Genomic DNA, 18,023 nt, shown 5'->3' on the forward strand with positions numbered 1-18,023 from the left:
CTGAATGCCAGCCCCGCATAACATTTTATCCAAAATAATTTGAGTTGCAGGAAGGCGGCAAGCGAGAGACAAATTGGTTGTAAACCATTTTGAACAGCGCTTGCGCTGGCCCGTAGGGTGAGCCTCTGATGAGACTCATCATCCCGATGAGCTTACGGTGTTGTAAGTGATTCGGGTGATTGAACGTAGCCAACGCACATGCGGCTTGAAGTATGACGGGGATAACTTGTTGTTTATTTAACGCCCGGCTGTATGCACTATGAGGTGAACCCTGATGCAAGCTTTGAACCGTCGTGACTTTCCTGGCCGTAGCCACCCGGACAAAATCATTCAATTCGGTGAAGGTAACTTCCTGCGAGCCTTTGTTGACTGGCAGATTGATTTACTGAATGAACATACCGATCTGAATGCCGGGATCGTGGTGATTCGCCCGATCGATAGCGATTTCCCTCCTTCACTCAGTACGCAGGATGGCTTGTATACTGCGGTGATCCGTGGTCTGAACGAGCAAGGCGAAGCGGTGCGTGAATCCCGTCTGATCCGCTCGGTTAACCGCGAAATCAATATTTATCGTCAGTTTGATGAATATCTGGCGCTGGCCCGTGACCCTAATATCCGCTTTATGTTTTCGAACACCACTGAAGCGGGCATTGCCTGGAATGAAGCGGATCAATTCAGCGATGCGCCGCCAAGCTCTTTCCCGGCGAAATTGACGCGCTTGCTATTCGAACGTTTTGAGCATTTTGCGGGTGCGGCGGATAAAGGTTGGATACTGCTACCTTGTGAACTGATTGATTATAATGGTGAAGCTCTGCGTGAGTTGGTGCTGCGCTATGCCAGTCATTGGCAATTACCTGCCGAATTTACTCAGTGGTTAACGGAAAACAACACGTTCTGCTCAACCTTGGTTGACCGCATTGTGACCGGTTATCCGCGTGATGAAGTGGCTGCACTGCAAGCAGAATTGGGCTATCAGGACAGCTTCCTGGACACGGCTGAATATTTCTATCTGTTTGTTATCCAAGGGCCAAAAGAATTAGCACAAGAGCTTCGTCTCGATAAATTAGATCTGAATGTTCTTATCGTTGATGACATCAAACCCTATAAAGAGCGCAAAGTGGCGATTCTAAACGGCGCGCACACTGCACTGGTACCGGTGGCGTATCTGTCTGGGTTGGATACTGTCGGCCAAACTATGGATGATGCGCAAATCAGCCGTTTTGTCGAAAAAACCATTACTGAAGAGATTGTTCCAGTATTGGATTTACCGAAAGATGAGTTGTTGTCATTCTCTCAGGCGGTACTGAGCCGCTTCCGCAACCCGTTCATTCAGCATCAATTATTATCTATTGCCTTGAATGGCATGACAAAATTCCGTACCCGTATTTTGCCTCAATTGCTGGCTTATCAGCAGCAGCAAGGTAAATTGCCGCCGCGCCTGACCTTTGCCCTGGCCGCTTTGATCGCCTTTTATCGTGGTGAGCGTGATGGTCAAACTTATCCACTACAGGATGATGCTCACTGGCTGGAACGTTATTCAACCCTGTGGAATGGGGTGAAAAACGGGGATATTGCGCTGGCTGAGTTAGTGAACGGCGTATTGTCTGATGCTACCCACTGGGGGCAGGATCTGACTGCCGTACCGCAACTGGCAAATCAGGTGACAGAACAACTGCAAACCATCATTAACAGTGGCATGAGAGTTGCAGTCGCGGCTTACATCTAAGGGTCTAATTATGCAAAGTATTATAAAAATTCACCCGCTAGATAATGTCGCCGTCGCACTGCAAGATTTAGCCGCTGATGAGGTTCTCGAAATCGGAGAATTCAGTGTTAAGTTGGCTCAGCCAGTGGCTCGTGGGCATAAATTTGCCCTGACAGCTATTGAGCCGGGACAAATGATCGTTAAGTATGGTTTGCCGATCGGCCATGCATTAATGCAGATCCAGCCGGGCGAACATATTCATTCGCAAAATGCCAAAACTAACCTCAGTGATCTGGATGAGTATCAATATCAGCCAGAATTCAGTGAGTTGCCACCACAAATGGCGGATCGCGAGGTGCAAATCTATCGCCGTGCCAATGGCAACGTGGGGATTCGCAATGAACTGTGGATCATCCCAACCGTGGGTTGCGTGAATGGGATCGCCCGCCAGATCCAGCAACGCTTCTTGAAAGAAACACAAGACGCGGAAGGTATTGATGGCGTCTATCTGTTCAGCCACCCGTTTGGCTGTTCACAGCTGGGTCAGGATCACGAAAACACCCGAACCATGCTGCAAAATATGGTGCGCCACCCCAATGCTGGCGCAGTGCTGGTGATTGGTTTGGGCTGCGAAAACAATCAGGTAGACGTTTTCCAGTCCACGCTGGGCAAGGTGGATGAAGAACGCGTGCGCTTTATGGTTTGCCAGCAGCAGGATGATGAAGTTGAAGCCGGTCTGGAGCATTTACATGCTTTGTATCAGGCCATGCGCAATGACCAACGGGTGCCGGGTAAGTTGAGTGAGCTGAAGTTTGGTCTGGAATGCGGAGGTTCTGACGGCTTATCAGGAATTACCGCTAACCCATTACTGGGCCGTTTTTCTGACTATGTGATTGCCAATGGCGGGACATCCGTCCTGACAGAAGTGCCGGAAATGTTTGGGGCAGAGCGGATTTTGATGAGCCGATGCCGTGATGAAGCGACATTTGAAAAGACTGTTAGCATGGTCAATGATTTCAAACAGTACTTTATCGCGCATAACCAACCGATTTATGAAAACCCATCACCGGGCAATAAAGCGGGCGGCATCACCACGTTGGAAGAGAAATCACTGGGTTGCACCCAAAAAGCCGGCCAGAGCAAAGTGGTCGATGTACTGAAATATGGTGAACGCCTACAGCGCCCAGGGCTGAATTTACTCAGTGCGCCGGGTAATGATGCCGTCGCCACCAGTGCATTAGCGGGCGCAGGTTGCCATATGGTGCTATTCAGTACCGGCCGTGGCACACCTTATGGCGGTTTTGTGCCGACAGTTAAGCTGGCAACTAACAGTGAGCTGGCCGCCAAAAAGCCCCATTGGATTGATTTCGATGCCGGTAAACTGATTCACGGCACGCCAATGGATACCTTGCTGACAGAGTTTATTGATTTGATCGTCGCCATTGCCAATGGTCAACCAGCACGCAATGAAGTCAATGACTTCCGCGAACTGGCAATCTTTAAAAGCGGTGTCACCTTGTAAATAGTGTGTCTTTTGATTAATATGAAACGGTGTTTTATTATTTTTAATAAAATGCCGTTTGCTTATTAATTGGTACGGTCACCGTACACCAGGATTATCCCCCCATGACTTTCTATTGGTTTGCTCAAGCCGTTGGCGTGCTGGCATTTTTTGTCGGTATCACCATGTTCTTCAACCGTGATGAACGGCGTTTTAGACTGCAACTTTCCGCCTATAGTGCCATTATTGGTTGCCATTTCTTCCTGATGGGGGCCAGTGCTGCCGGCAGCAGCGCTATGCTGAATGCACTGCGAAATTTGGTCGCGGCTAAAACCCGTAGCAGTATTGCCATGCTGGTATTTATCAGTCTGACATTGGCTTTTGGACTTTGGCGTATGCAACATACAGTCGAGATATTGCCGATTTTCGGTACCGTTATCAGCACTTGGGCGATATTTCGCACCACTGGCCTGACAACTCGCTGTGTGATGTGGGTATCCACTGTGTGCTGGGTTATCCACAATGTTTGGTTAGGATCTATTGGCGGTTCATTGATTGAAGGCAGTTTCTTGTTGCTTAACGGCTTTAATATTATCCGTTTCTATCGTCTGCAACGGCAAGGGATAGACCCTTTTTTGGTAGAGAAGAACGTCGAAAAATAATAACTATCGGGGGCCAAATTGCCCCCGATAGTTATCTCGATAATGTGCTTCAGACTGATTTACGGCTCGCCAGCGGATCAGGATCCGCCAGTCTGGCATCGTCGGCCTGACAAGCTGCGGCGGTAAACAGGACGTCGGTTGAGGAGCTCAGCGCGGTTTCAGCGGAATCCTGCAATACGCCAATGATGAAACCAACCGCAACCACTTGCATGGCGATTTCATTTGGAATACCAAACATGCCGCATGCCAGCGGGATCAATAGCAGCGAGCCACCGGCAACACCGGATGCCCCGCAGGCGCAGACCGCAGCAACCACACTTAACAGCAGAGCTGTTGGCAAATCCACTGGAATACCTAAGGTATGAACTGCCGCCAATGTCAGCACGGTGATGGTGATCGCCGCACCGGCCATATTGATGGTGGCGCCCAATGGAATGGATACCGAATAGGTATCTTCATTCAAATTCATCTTCTTGCACATTTCCATATTCACAGGAATGTTGGCGGCTGAGCTGCGGGTAAAGAAGGCGGTAACGCCACTTTCGCGCAAGCAGGCAAACACCAATGGATAAGGATTGCGGCGGATTTTCCAGTAAACAATCAGTGGGTTGACCACCAATGCGACCAATAACATACAGCCAATTAAGACGACCAACAGTTGTGCGTAGCCCAGTAACACACCAAAGCCGGTTTCTGCCATGGTGGAGGAAACCAGACCAAAGATACCCAGCGGTGCAAAGCGAATAACTACCCGTACCACTTTAGTTACCGCGTCAGACATATCATTAATCAATGCCTTGGTGGTATCAGCAGCATGGCGCAGAGCAATACCCAAGCCGACAGCCCAAGCCAGAATGCCGATATAATTGGCATTAAGCAGAGCATGGATTGGGTTAGCAATGATGCTGCTCAACAAGCCTTTCAACACTTCGGTAATCCCACTCGGTGGAGTGATATCCGCGGTATGAGTGGCCAGGATCAGTGTTGAGGGGAACATAAAACTCACGACCACGGCGATCAGTGCCGCAGAGAACGTGCCCAAGAGATACAAAAACAGAATAGGTCGGATACTGGTTTTTTGGCCTTGCTTATGGTTAGCAATCGAGGCCATGACCAACATCAAAACCAGAACTGGGGCGACCGCTTTTAAAGCACCGACGAACAAAGTTCCCAGCAAACCCACAGCCATTGCGGCCTGAGTTGATACCAGCGCTAAAATAATCCCGGCAATCAAACCGACCAGAATCTGTTTAACCAAACTACCGCGGATGATAAATCCGATAAAGCCAGACTGTGTCTTTTCCATAGTTTCCAGTGATACCTCTCCCAAGTTTGTCTTGTTTTTAGTTAATTCACCCATGAGCCGGAACGGGGCTAATGGGTTTAGTTTCCACACCTGTAACTTTGTATTATTTGTAACTGGGTGTGTTTGCTTTGACAGTATAAGGGAATCTATTGAGCAGGAAAGAAACAATCAGCAAAATCCAATGCGGATCAAATTTGCATAACATTTCATTTACATTTGTGTGATGGCAATAACATTTGGCTATTGACGAAATAAGCGAGATAAATGCGGGGCCATAATTGCCCCGCATAATATATTGTGTCGCGATACTGACTATTTATGAGCAGTCTTATCTGCTGCTAAACGCTTATCTGCGCGATGATTTGCCCACGCATTAATTAACAATGTTAGAGCCAAAATGCCTGCTACCACACCTAATGAAATGCCAATAGGGATATGGAACAGATCGATAATCATCATTTTGACACCGATAAAGACCAAAATGACGGATAAACCGTACTTCAACATTGAGAATCGCTCAGCCACGTTTGCTAACAAGAAATACATGGCGCGCAGGCCTAGAATAGCAAACAGGTTAGAGGTCAAAACAATAAAGGGATCCGTGGTGACAGCGAAGATCGCCGGGATGCTATCAACGGCAAAAATCACATCACTCAGTTCAACCAGAATCAATACCAGCACCAACGGTGTAGCATAGAGCAGGCCGTTTTTGCGCACAGTAAAGCGGTCGCCATGTAACTCGTCAGTCATGCGCAGATGATTGCGGATCCAACGTACCAGTGGCTTTTCGCCGATCGGCGTATTGTCTTCTTTGGCCAATGCCATTTTGATGCCGGTAAACAGCAGGAAGGCACCAAACAGGTACAAAATCCAACTGAATTGTGACACTAACCAACTTCCGGCGAAGATCATGATAGTTCGCAGCACAATCGCACCCAAAACACCGTAAATCAGCACGCGGCGCTGCAAATTTGCAGGAACAGCAAAATAGCTAAATAGCATTAGCCAGACGAAGACGTTATCGACGGCGAGTGCTTTTTCAATCAGATAGCCGGTCAGGAAGGCCAGCGCTTGCTTGTCGGCGATTTCGCGGCCCATGGTCTCGGTCAGATACCACCAGAAACCGGCGTTAAACAGCAAAGATAAACTCACCCACACCAACGACCAACAGGCGGCCTGGCGTAGAGTCATAGTTTGTGAGCCACGACGCCCCTGCAACAATAAGTCGATGGCGAGCATAATTGTCACAACAACGGCAAAACAACCCCACAATAAGGGAGTACCCACGGTATTCATCATTAAGGAACCTCATAAAACAAAAACGGCCAACGTCGGAAGACGCCAGCCGCTATGTCTGAGCTGCAAGCAAACCTCGCCTTCCGGCAAGGTCTCACTTACAACTCTAATAATGTATTAGCACTTAGCCGGTGCCCGTACATTAATGAGGTTGCCCGGTAACCGGGTGCTTTCGCACCGTAATGACGGCAGACCGGCAATGAAGTTACTCCCCTTTGCCGCGCAAAAATAATTCAAAACGGCCTGCAGGTCAATCACTGAAAGCAAATTAACTTATAGCTGTGGTTGGGTATCCGCCGGGAAGATAACGCCAGTTTGGCGGCGGATCTCCGTTTGGATACGTGATGTCAGTAATGACAACTGCAAACCGTCGTGTTCTACCTGATGAGTTTCAACCAGATTGGCAAAAACCTCAGCTTCATACAGCATAGTATTAATATGCTGAGGTTGTGTCAGATCTTGTGAGTGACTGCCTCGAGGAGTAAAGGCCACGGACAGGCATTCAGAAATGCTTTCGATAACCAATGAACCATCTTCGCCCTGAATTTCACTGGGAATATCCGATTGGCTTACTTTTGAGTGAATAATAACCACATCAAAATCACCATAATTTAGACAAACAGTGCCGTGGGCATCAACACCACCACTCGGTAATAAGCTTGCGCTCGCGAGCACGGATTTAGGGGCTCCCCATAAAGCCAAAGCACTTGCCAGGCAGTAATAACCGATATCCATAATCGAGCCATTCGAAAATGCAGGATTAAAGGTATTCGGATTTTCACCATTCAGATAGCGCTGATAACGGGATGAATATTGGCAGTAATTGATAAAGGCTTTACGCAATTTACCCACTCGCGGTAGGGATTGTTTTAATTGAGTAAAATTAGGTAGATAGGCCGTTTTAAAGGCCTCGAAGAGCACCACTTCATGTTCGCGGGCACAAGCCACTAAAGCTTCAACTTCTGCAAAATTAGACGCCAATGACTTTTCACAAATGACGTGCTTTTTATGACTGAGGAACAATTTAGCTTGAGGGTAATGCAAAGAATTTGGGCTGGCGATATACACAGCATCAATCTGATCACTGGCTGCCATTGCTTCAAGATCATCAAAGCATTCAGTAGCGTTATAATCAGCGCCAAATTTTTTGGCTTGCTCCAATTTACGGGAGTAAACGGCGACCAGTTTCATTTTGCCACTTTCGTGTGCGGCATCAACAAAACGCGCGGTGATCCAATTGGTGCCAATAACAGCGAAACGAATCATAGTGAACTCCATTCCTACAGAAGAAAAACACATTGAACCACCCGCCATTAACGGATTGGTTTTTATGGCAAAATAGGCAAGTCAAAGTCTAGTAAATCGCGCCAAATAGATCCAAGTGTGTTAGATAGAGGCGTGTATCAAACTCTAACTGATGATATTGCGGCTCCATATGGCAGCATAAACTGTAGAACGCTTTGTTGTGATCTTTCTCTTTCAAATGTGCTAATTCATGAACCACAATCATTTTCAGAAAGGCTTCAGGGGCATTTTTAAATACTGTCGCCACTCTAATTTCTGCTTTGGCTTTTAATTTGCCGCCTTGCACTCTGGAGATAGCGGTATGTAGGCCTAATGCATGTTTCATGACTTGAATTTTATTGTCATAGGCCACTTTACTTAACGGCTGAGCATTGCGCAGATATTGGTTTTTCAAATCAATAGTATATTGATACAGCATTTTGTCTGTATTGTAATCATGTGGTTGGGGGTAACGCTGGCGCAATACATTGCCCAACCGCTGTTCAGTAATGAGTTGGTGTACCTGAGACTGTAAGTGTTCGGGGTAACCGTGCAGATAGGTGAGTTCCTGCATATGTATTTGCTCTGGTTGCCAATGGCTCTGTGTATATTGACGCTGATAATAGCGTTTTTCAGAGGGTTAGACAAAAGGCGATTCTTTGAACAAAAATAATCAGCTTAAATAGAGATTGGCAGCTTATATAAAATCCCGCTGTTTAAACTGAAAGTTACCCATATCGGCATCACTGTGACTACATTTTGCCGATATGGATGTTTTCAATTTAATAGGGAAAACGAGTTAAATATTTCAGCTTAGAAATGATAATTCATCCCCACAGTGGCTTGAGTATCACTATAGTTATGCCCACCGAATTGATGGCCTAAATAAGTCCACAACCGTAGATTACTGTCAATGTTAGCTTCAATACCCAGCTTAAGGTCTGCAATGTTATTATTTCCTTGTGGCGAAACATTGACACTCGCTAACTCTAGCTTGTCCTGTACCCGCTGCGGGGTGGCATAGGCTCGCGATAATTGAACCCCTTGATTGGCACGGCTATGGATCCAATTAGCTTCAAAAGAAGGGCTAATTTGCAGATTTTTGGCCGATGATAAGGTATCAATATCGAACTCAAGTACAGTGCGTATCCCTAATTTAGTGGTCACTGTATTATTTTCTTCGACGTTAATGAGTATTGCATTAGGCTCTTTATGCAGTAACCCGCTAGTACGTTGCCACAGTACTTTTGCTCTGGGTTGTATCGAAAGCTTGGTATCGGCTGTTTCGAGCAGTTGGATTTTGTAGCCGGTTTCCAGTGCGCCAGTAAACAGGTAAGATTTGTAATGTGCGGCAGTCGTGACATTTGGCGCTTTAACTTGATTATTGAACCAGCCGTATTGCGTTAGCAGGTCAATGTAAGGCCCAAGCCGGGTTTGGTTATCAGCGTACCAGATGCTGTATAAACCGAGGTTATAACCATCAACAGAACCCTGAGCCTGATGGTGAGAGGATGTAGAATGGCTGTGGTTGGTTGATTTACCCAAACCCGCAGTTATCCCTAAAATCCCTTGGTCATCTCCACCACTGCTCCATTCGCTCACAGTTCCCCCGAGTTGGATAGCGTAGCGGTTACTTTTTGTCCGTAACTGGTCATTGCCAGAGTTAAAGCGATTTTTGGCCCCTGAAGTGTTGAGCCACAAGCTACTGCCTTTTTCCTCGCCTGTTACTGGGTCAATGTATCGAGTTTCTCCGAGGCGGTGTTGTAAGTCATCGGTAATAAACATCTGTTGAGCCGCGATCTGGTTAGCAATATAGCTACCGACTTGCGGATTGTGGCCAATGATGGGCGCGGGTTTAGATACCAGTACAGGGGCCTTTTTCTGGGGGCGGGATGGCGCTGTTTTAGCTTTTGCATCGGGTTTAGCTCCGTCAGCGGGTTTAGCCACAGCTCCGGCTGCGGGTTTAGCTACAGCTCCGGCTGCGGGTTTAGCTACAGCTCCGGCTGCGGGTTTAGCTACAGCTCCGGCTGCGGGTTTAGCCACAGCTTCGTCAGCGGGTTTAGCCACAGCTTCGTCAGCGGGTTTAGCCACAGCTCCGTCAGCGGGTTTAGCCACAGCTTCGTCAGCGGGTTTAGCTACAGCTCCGGCTGCGGGTTTAGCTACAGCTCCGTCAGCGGGTTTAGCCACAGCTCCGTCAGCGGGTTTAGCCACAGCTCCGGCTGCGGGTTTAGCCACAGCTTCGTCAGCGGGTTTAGCCACAGCTCCGTCAGCGGGTTAGCTACAGCTCCGGCTGCGGGTTTAGCCACAGCTTCGGCTGCGGGTTTAGCCACAGCTTCGTCAGCGGGTTTAGCTACAGCTCCGTCAGCGGGTTTAGCTACAGCTCCGGCTGCGGATTTTTCTTCATTAAGTTGTAGTAGTTCCTGCCTTACTTCCAAGAACTCTGGCATGGTAGCTGCCAGCTCCACCAGATTGGTCGCTATTGTCACGACATCAATATGCAATGGTTCTGGCGGTTGCGGCGTTGGTTCTTGTGATTTCTGTATTGATGGCACTATATCTGGCAAGCCAGTTGCAATCTCCACTATATGGGCGGTAACCATAGCAATATTGGTATCTTCGCGTTGGGGGTTGGTCTCACGTGCGGTTTTTTCTTCATTAAGTTGTAGTAGTTCCTGCCTTACTTCCAAGAACTCTGGCATGGTAGCTGCCAGTTCCACCAGATTGGTTGCTATTGTCACGACATCAATATGCAATGGTTCTGGCGGTTGCGGCATTGGTTCTTGTGATTTCTGTATTGATGGCACTATATCTGGCAAGCCAGTTGCAATCTCCACTATATGGGCGGTAACCATAGCAATATTGGTGTCTTCGCGTTGGGGGTTGGTCTTACGTGCGTCAAGGTCCGGACTGTTTACCCGAAAAGTTTGAGGTGGTTGTGATGTTGATAATGCTAGTTCCGGTGTTAATTTCGGTTGGTTATCAGCCCAAGCCGCTGCGCTACCGAATACCAACAACAGGGCTCCGATGGCTTTGGCACATGGAGATAAACGGTATTTGGCATGATTTGAAGATATTCTCTGGGTAAGGGTATGGTCATCCGGCTGAATGATATTTGATATATACATTATTGGTTTACCTTCCTGGTAATTAATATTAAAACTTTATGAATGACGCGCTATAGGGTTTTCAATCAAAATGTTCGGGTTGATATCAAAATATTATGTTATTACCCATTAAAATAAATTTGGATATTATTAAATAATAAGTTATTCATTATTTAATTAGTTTTATGAATGACGCATAATATAGAATTAATAATCTATTAAAATTCGTCTGGCTGGATATTTTATGTTGGGTTAACAGGAATAGTATCGATTGCTAATGAATTGGCATAAAACTAAGATTTGGTAATGATTGGTATCAGGGTAAAATACACTCACCATTAAGCGCTTTTGAGGCGTTTGTTAGTCTTTTTTCTCGGCCAAACCCAAGCATTTCTCCCTTTTTGCCGGTCTTGGTTTCGATAAAACGACATTTAAGCAAAAAAACATTTTACTGAGCGCCCATTTTAGGGGATAAACAGCCCAAATTTATTATTCAGGAGCGGTGATGAGCCAACTCTTACTGGGGACACAAAGCCTTGAGCTTGAACGTTTTCCCCCACAAGAAAATTCCAACACCTTACAGGCGTGGGAAGCAGCAGATGAATATCTGCTACAAAACATTGACTTAAGCCAAATTGATGGCCGTCCGGTACTGGTGTTTAACGACCAGTTTGGCACGCTGGCCTGTGCTTTACATGCTCATCGTCCATTTAGTGTCAGTGACTCTTATATGAGTCAGTTGGCGACGGCGCATAATTTGCGTTTAAATCATCTGGATGAAGAAGCTGTCACTTTGCTGAGCAGTATGGATGCCTTGCCTGCGGCTCCTAAGCTGGTGGTGATTAAGATCCCTAAAGCATTAGCGCTGCTGGAGCATCAATTGCATGCATTGCGTCGCGTTGTCGCGCCGGATACAGTGATTATTGCCGGGGCGAAATCCCGTGATGTGCATAATTCCACCCTGCAATTGTTTGAAAAAATTCTGGGGCCGACCAAAACGACGCTGGCATGGAAAAAAGCACGGCTGATTCACTGTGAAGTCGCCGATATTCCACAGTCAGAGGCGCCGGAAACCACGGATTGGCCATTGGCAAACACTGAATATGTCATCCATAACCATGCGAACGTTTTTTCTCGCAATAATTTGGATATCGGTGCGCGTTTCTTCATGGAAATCTTACCTTATGATGTAGAAGGTAAAATAGCCGATTTGGGCTGCGGTAATGGGGTGGTTGGCTTAATCGCGCTGGAACAAAACCCGCTGGCAGAAATGTTATTCGTGGATGAGTCCTACATGGCGGTGGCATCCAGCGAGCTGAATATCACCTATAATCGCCCGCAAGATCTGTCGCGTTGTGAGTTTATGGTAAGCCATGGTTTGGCTGGTGTGGAGCGCGAGAGCTTACAGTTGGTACTCTGTAACCCGCCATTCCATCAACAACACGCGGTCAGTGACCACGTGGCCTGGCAGATGTTCTGTGATGCCAAACGTTGCCTGAAAGTGGGCGGCGAGCTAATGATCGTCGGGAACCGCCATCTGGATTACTTCCACAAACTGAAACGTTTGTTTGGTAACTGCGAGACACTGGATTCCAACCAGAAGTTTATGGTGCTTAAAGCGGTAAAAACGGCTTCATCCCGCTCTGAGGGCGGTGGCAGTGGTAGTCTGGATATGTCGTACAGCGATTTCTAATTATCCTTTGTCCTTGAAGCCACCGGGGTGTTAGCGGCGCGCACTCACCCGAATCACTGACTTGAGTCAGCTCATCGGGATTTGTTTGCTTGCTGCCTACCGGTGACGCCAATGGCTTTGGATAATCCTTTGTCCTTGAAGCCACCGGGGTGTTAGCGGCGCGCACTCACCCGAATCACTGACTTGAGTCAGCTCATCGGGATTTGTTTGCTTGCTGCCTACCGGTGACGCCAAGGACTTTGGATAATCCTTTGCTAAAATTAACCCCGAAGCGATTGTCCTGGACGCTGCGGGGCGTGGTATTTACCACTTCCCGCTTTTTACTCATGCTTATATCGCCAGCGCCAGCCGTGTTCCTTGATCAATGGCTCTGCGGGCATCTAGCTCTGCGGCGACGTCAGCACCGCCAATCAAATGCACGATTTTGCCCATATCCAGCAAGGGCTGATGCAATTCTCGACGTGGCTCCTGGCCCGCACAAATAATAATGGTATCGACGGGGAGACAACTGGCTTGTTCCGCCCGAATGATATGCAAGCCCTCATCATCAATACTTTCGTAGTTGACACTGTTGAGCATCTTCACGCCACGCATCGCCAAACTGGTGCGGTGAATCCAACCGGTTGTTTTCCCAAGCCCTTCACCGACTTTGCTGGTCTTTCGCTGCAATAGAAAAATTTCTCGTGGTGATGGATGGGCTTTGCTTCCCTCTGGCGATAGCCCGCCGCGATGGGCTAAATCTTGATCAATGCCCCATTCGTGGTTGAATGCGCGGCTATCCAGGCTGCTGGAATCACCGGATTGGCTGAGATATTCGGCAGTATCAAACCCAATGCCCCCCGCGCCAATAATAGCCACCCGTTCACCGACCGGTTTTTTATCACGCAATACATCCAGATAGGTCAGCACTTTCGGATGGTTAATACCCTTGATGGCGGGCAAACGCGGCTGAATACCACAAGCGAGAATGATTTCATCAAAATCAGCCAATTGCCTGGCGTGTACCGGGGTATTTAACTGCTGAATGACACCATGGAGCACTAATTGGCGACGGAAATAACGCAGTGTTTCGTAGAACTCCTCTTTACCGGGGATTTGCTTGGCAATATTGAACTGGCCGCCAATATCTGTCGCCGCCTCAAAGAGTGTGACCTGATGACCGCGGCTGGCCGCCGTGACAGCAAAAGCCAACCCAGCAGGGCCGGAGCCGACCACCGCGAGCCGCTTCGGCGCGTCTGTCGGTAATACGGGCATTTCAGTTTCACGGCAGGCGCGAGGATTAACCAGGCACGAAGTCAGTTTGCCGTCGAAAATCTGATCCAGACAGGCCTGATTACAGCCGATACAGGTGTTAATTTCATCCGCCCGATCTTGAGCCGCTTTTTGCACAAAAGCGGCATCAGCGAGGAATGGACGCGCCATTGACACCATATCTGCGCAGCCGTCAGTCAGCACTTGCTCCGCCACTGCGGGGTCATTAATCCGGTTGGTGGTGATCAATGGAATATTCACTTTCCCCATCAATTTACGGGTCACCCAACTGAATCCGGCGCGTGGCACCATGGTGGCGATAGTGGGGATTCTGGCCTCATGCCAGCCAATGCCGGTGTTAATCAGGGTGGCACCCGCTTGTTCGACCGCCAGCGCCAACTGTTCAATTTCATCCCAACTGGAGCCGTCCTCGACTAAATCGAGCATAGAAAGGCGGTAAATTAAGATAAAATCAGGGCCGGCCGCCTCTCGGACTGCCCGCACGATTTCAACGGCAAAGCGCATTCGACGCGTAAAGTCACCTCCCCATTCATCATTGCGATGATTGGTTTTGGCGGTAATAAATTGATTAATCAAATATCCCTCAGAACCCATGACTTCTACACCGTCATAACCCGCCTGTTTGGCTAATCGCGCGCAGTTTGCAAAGTCGGCAATGGTTTGCAGCACTTCGTCGTGACTCAATGCCTGAGGAGTAAAAGGGTTAATTGGCGCTTGTAATGCTGAGGGTGCAACCGGCTGTTTTTGATAGCTATAACGGCCCGCATGCAGAATTTGTAGCGCGATTTTACCGCCGGCACGATGCACTGCATCGGTCACAATTTGATGGTGCGGCACTTGTGAGGCGTCATTTAGCACCGATGCGCCCTGATACACCACGCCCTTTTTATTGGGCGCAATGCCGCCAGTGACAATCAAGCCGACGCCTCCTGCCGCTCGTTCCGCATAGAACGCGGCCAGGCGCTGTGGGCCATCGGGCAACTCTTCCAGCCCGGTATGCATCGACCCCATTAATACGCGATTTTTCAAGGTGGTAAAACCAAGATTTAGGGGCGCGAGTAGGTGAGGATAAGCTAACATTGCAGTCTCCATTATTGTTATTTCTCTTCGCCACCGTTGAGTTCAGTAAGTGGTCGGATGAGATTTTTTATTCAAATTTAGACGGTGCAGTGCAGCTTGGGAAATCACAATGTGCTGATTGTGATAGCCGTCATGAATATGACTGCATTTTATTCAATGAGAGCCACTGAGGATTTCCTTTTTAGTCGGTCAATCAGTCGTTTGCCATATAGGCCGATAATCAGCCCACTAATAATGAATACCATCGCGATAATTTTCCCTGTTGGAATACTTTCATTGAAAATCATCACTGAACCTAACATACCAAAAATGGGCACTAATAGGGATAATGGCGCGACCACTGAAACAGGGTATTTGGTGAGTAATGAATTCCAGATCCAATAGGCAAATAACGTATTTGGGTAAACCTGAAATAAAATAGAAAACAGCGTGGTGGCATTAAACTGAGACGCCAACTCAGTAAACCCGCTAGCGCCATTAAACAGATAACTCAGTAGGAATAATGGGATAGGGGAAAATAGACTCGACCATACCAAAAAAGCAAATACCTGTTTAGTATTGGATTTTTTAATAATGATACTGACCAATCCCCAGACGACTGCACCGCATAAGACGAATGCCAGGCCGACGAGTGTTACTGAACCGTCACTGACGAAAATGATGCTGGTTAATCCGAGTAATGCGACGATGATACCAATATATTGATATCTGGATAATTTTTCGCGAAATAGAAATGCGCCAAGGAGCATAGTGAAAAAAGCCCCAAATTGCAGCACTAAAGAAGCGATCCCCGCCGACACACCGGCTTTGATACCCAAGTTGACAATGCCCCATAGACCGATACCAAATAAGAGGCCGTAACCTATTATATAATGCCATGAGGTATCTGGTTTCTTAATGAAAAATACGGCGGGTAATGCGCAGAGGGCAAAACGAATACCGGCTAAAATAAGTGGATCTGCGGTAATTAAGCCCAGTTTGATAATAGAGAAATTGACTCCCCAGATGGCAGTAATCAATAGAGCAATTAAAAAATCAGTGAGTTTCACGTAACCTGCCTGTATTTATTGGGGGTGATTAATTTAGATATATTAATACTCACTGTGGCGCTTCCCATGGTGAGTATCAATAAGGAGTCGAGAACATGAAAATATTCCCAGGCCAGCGGTATCGCCGTCCACGATACCGCTTAGGGAGAGGTGTTAATATTAACGTTTATATAAACCTGCAACCATAAAGCAGCCAAATGAGCTAAACAACATCTCAATCCCGACCAAAGTGGTGACCATGGTGATTGACATCAAGGGCCCGGCACTGACCAGCAGATAGGTAATGATTAAGTCCAATACACCCAGTAAAATTTGCAGCCATGCACCCGGTAATCCCCATGTTCTATAGCCGGTTATCAGCCGCATGACGCCACCAAAAGCAAACAGCACCGCTAATACTATCGCTAGACTTATCATCCCCACTGTAGGATTGGTAATGAATACATAACCCATCACGATGTATGCCACTCCTAGCAATATTCCGGTAACCATAGGCCAAAGGTTATGAGTGCGGTTGGCTATCATCCCGACTATCATCGCAATCCCGCTAAGCAGCAGTAGAATACCGATGATAGTGCTCAATACGGCCCCGGAAGCTAATGGATTAATCAGACAAAAAATCCCGCCGAGCAGCAGTAACACGGCAATAACTCGCATAATAAGCTGCTGTTTTTTTAACGTTTTTTCATCAACGCTTATAAGGTATTTCCGGTCTATATTCAGCATAACAATAGCTCCTGTAAGGTCTGAACTCATTTATCGATAACTATCATGAGTATAGTTCGAACAAAAAAGACATAAATAAAATTTATGATATTCAATTGATTATACTGTGGAATGTTTCCTGTACGTCAGATGTAAAAACAGTATTGCAATGGTACTGATTATCGCGCCAAGGAGACAGACACCTGACCATCCAGCATGTGAATATACCCATGTCGTACTTATGGCCCCGATGCCACTGCCGATCGAGTAGAACAGCATATAGCCCGCGACTAAACGGCTTTGGGCATCAGGCCGTAGCGTCAATATGATGCTCTGATTGGTGACATGTAGCGCTTGTACCGCAAAATCCAATATCATCACGCCGATAACTAACCACCAGAGTGAGTGGGGCAAAAATGCGATTGGCAGCCAGGAAAACAGCAGCAACATCAAAGCGATTTGTGTTGTTTTCCGTCCCAGCCCCCTATCTGCCAACTGCCCGGCACGGCTTGCGGCTAATGCCCCTGCGATACCTGCTAGCCCAAATAATCCTACCTGGCTATGTGATAGAGCATAGGGCGGACTGCTCAGCGGCAACACCATTGCTGTCCATAACACACTAAAAGCCATAAATATCAACAACGCCAGAGTAGCCCGTATGCGCAGTTCGCGCTCACTGATAAATAACTCGTACAGCGAAAATATCAGTTGCCGATATGATGATGGCGCCGATTTAGCTGCGTGTGGCATGACGCGATAAAGCATAACCGCCATCAATAAAATCACTGCCGCAGAACAAAAATAGACGGAACGCCAACCAGCAAAATCGGCCATCGTGCCTGAGATAAAGCGCGCCAGGAGGATCCCGAGAACAATACCGCTGGTGACCTGACCCACGACTTTGCCTTTTTGCTGCTCTGGAGCCAGTGCAGCCGCAAAAGCCACGAGCACCTGCACCACCACTGCCATCAGACCGATAATCAGCATTGCCATCAAGAGCAGTGAAAAAGTGGGGGCAAGGCTGGCTAAAATCAATACAATAGCAGACAGCAATAACTGCCCGATAATCAATTTCCGGCGATCCCAAAGATCACCCAACGGTACAATAAATATCAGCCCCAGGGCATAACCGACCTGTGTCAGAGTCACTACCAAACCAATTGCCGACGGATTTACATTGAGATCCGCCGCCATGATATCCAGCAGAGGTTGAGCAAAATAGACATTAGCAACAGCTAAGGCAGACGCCATAGCAAAGAGCAGCACCATGATTGAGGTGAGGTAGGGTACAAACGCTGGTGTTGGCAAGTGCCGGATACTGGCTTTTTCTGATTCTTTTGTGATGGACATAAAGATGCCTGATGAT

Annotated in this window: 13 protein-coding genes and 1 pseudogene; 4 read left to right on the forward strand and 10 right to left on the reverse strand. The window is 47.6% G+C overall.

The genetic code is table 11. The features are described 5' to 3' along the window. Window positions 1-274 precede the first annotated feature (274 nt). From DX162_RS08490 to DX162_RS08500, 3 genes are all read left to right on the forward strand, one after another. Window positions 275-1,726 (forward strand): tagaturonate reductase, encoded by a 1,452-nt coding sequence (locus DX162_RS08490; protein ID WP_004391974.1) that lies wholly within the window; start codon window positions 275-277, stop codon window positions 1,724-1,726. Between the two features lie 10 nt (window positions 1,727-1,736). Further along, window positions 1,737-3,227 carry a UxaA family hydrolase gene (locus DX162_RS08495; RefSeq protein WP_004391973.1) on the forward strand — a complete coding sequence of 497 codons (1,491 nt, stop codon included), beginning with the start codon at window positions 1,737-1,739 and terminating at the stop codon, window positions 3,225-3,227. A 104-nt stretch (window positions 3,228-3,331) separates the two neighbouring features. Continuing rightward, entirely contained in the window at window positions 3,332-3,868 is a 537-nt protein-coding gene (locus DX162_RS08500; protein WP_004391972.1) for a YgjV family protein, read from the forward strand. Between the two features lie 49 nt (window positions 3,869-3,917). On the opposite strand, the gene sstT is transcribed toward DX162_RS08500, so the two are convergent. The 6 genes and pseudogenes from sstT to DX162_RS08530 form a co-directional block, all read right to left on the reverse strand. Beyond that, the gene (sstT, locus tag DX162_RS08505; RefSeq protein WP_032820599.1) at window positions 3,918-5,174 is read right to left on the reverse strand and encodes a serine/threonine transporter SstT; all 1,257 of its coding nucleotides are present in this window, start codon (window positions 5,172-5,174) and stop codon (window positions 3,918-3,920) included. Window positions 5,175-5,486: 312 nt separating this feature from the next. Continuing rightward, window positions 5,487-6,473 (reverse strand): TerC family protein, encoded by a 987-nt coding sequence (locus DX162_RS08510; protein WP_004391968.1) that lies wholly within the window; start codon window positions 6,471-6,473, stop codon window positions 5,487-5,489. A gap of 270 nt (window positions 6,474-6,743) precedes the next feature. Next, entirely contained in the window at window positions 6,744-7,736 is a 993-nt protein-coding gene (locus DX162_RS08515; protein ID WP_032820573.1) for a Gfo/Idh/MocA family protein, read from the reverse strand. An 88-nt stretch (window positions 7,737-7,824) separates the two neighbouring features. Beyond that, a pseudogene (locus DX162_RS08520) lies at window positions 7,825-8,343 on the reverse strand (M48 metallopeptidase family protein); the annotation flags it as partial. Between the two features lie 224 nt (window positions 8,344-8,567). Further along, window positions 8,568-10,013, reverse strand: a complete 1,446-nt coding sequence (locus DX162_RS08525; protein WP_227744194.1) for an autotransporter outer membrane beta-barrel domain-containing protein — start codon at window positions 10,011-10,013, stop codon at window positions 8,568-8,570. Further along, window positions 9,914-10,879, reverse strand: a complete 966-nt coding sequence (locus tag DX162_RS08530; protein ID WP_004391964.1) for a hypothetical protein — start codon at window positions 10,877-10,879, stop codon at window positions 9,914-9,916. The genes DX162_RS08525 and DX162_RS08530 overlap by 100 nt, the downstream gene beginning before the upstream one ends. A 484-nt stretch (window positions 10,880-11,363) precedes the next feature. On the opposite strand from DX162_RS08530, the gene rlmG reads away from it, so the two are divergent. Next, window positions 11,364-12,551: a 23S rRNA (guanine(1835)-N(2))-methyltransferase RlmG gene (gene rlmG, locus DX162_RS08535; RefSeq protein WP_032820570.1), complete on the forward strand. Its 1,188-nt coding sequence runs from the start codon at window positions 11,364-11,366 to the stop codon at window positions 12,549-12,551. 330 nt (window positions 12,552-12,881) lie between these two features. On the opposite strand, the gene DX162_RS08545 is transcribed toward rlmG, so the two are convergent. From DX162_RS08545 to DX162_RS08560, 4 genes are all read right to left on the reverse strand, one after another. Further along, window positions 12,882-14,903 (reverse strand): oxidoreductase, encoded by a 2,022-nt coding sequence (locus tag DX162_RS08545; protein WP_004390172.1) that lies wholly within the window; start codon window positions 14,901-14,903, stop codon window positions 12,882-12,884. Between the two features lie 149 nt (window positions 14,904-15,052). Continuing rightward, the gene (locus DX162_RS08550; protein WP_004390171.1) at window positions 15,053-15,952 is read right to left on the reverse strand and encodes an EamA family transporter; all 900 of its coding nucleotides are present in this window, start codon (window positions 15,950-15,952) and stop codon (window positions 15,053-15,055) included. A 159-nt stretch (window positions 15,953-16,111) separates the two neighbouring features. After that, window positions 16,112-16,678, reverse strand: coding sequence for an HdeD family acid-resistance protein (locus DX162_RS08555; protein WP_004390170.1), 567 nt, complete (start codon window positions 16,676-16,678; stop codon window positions 16,112-16,114). A gap of 99 nt (window positions 16,679-16,777) precedes the next feature. Continuing rightward, entirely contained in the window at window positions 16,778-18,007 is a 1,230-nt protein-coding gene (locus DX162_RS08560; RefSeq protein WP_032819673.1) for an MFS transporter, read from the reverse strand. Between the last annotated feature and the right edge of the window lie 16 nt (window positions 18,008-18,023).

The sequence above is a fragment of the Yersinia kristensenii genome, from assembly GCF_900460525.1.
Classification (GTDB): domain Bacteria; phylum Pseudomonadota; class Gammaproteobacteria; order Enterobacterales; family Enterobacteriaceae; genus Yersinia; species Yersinia kristensenii.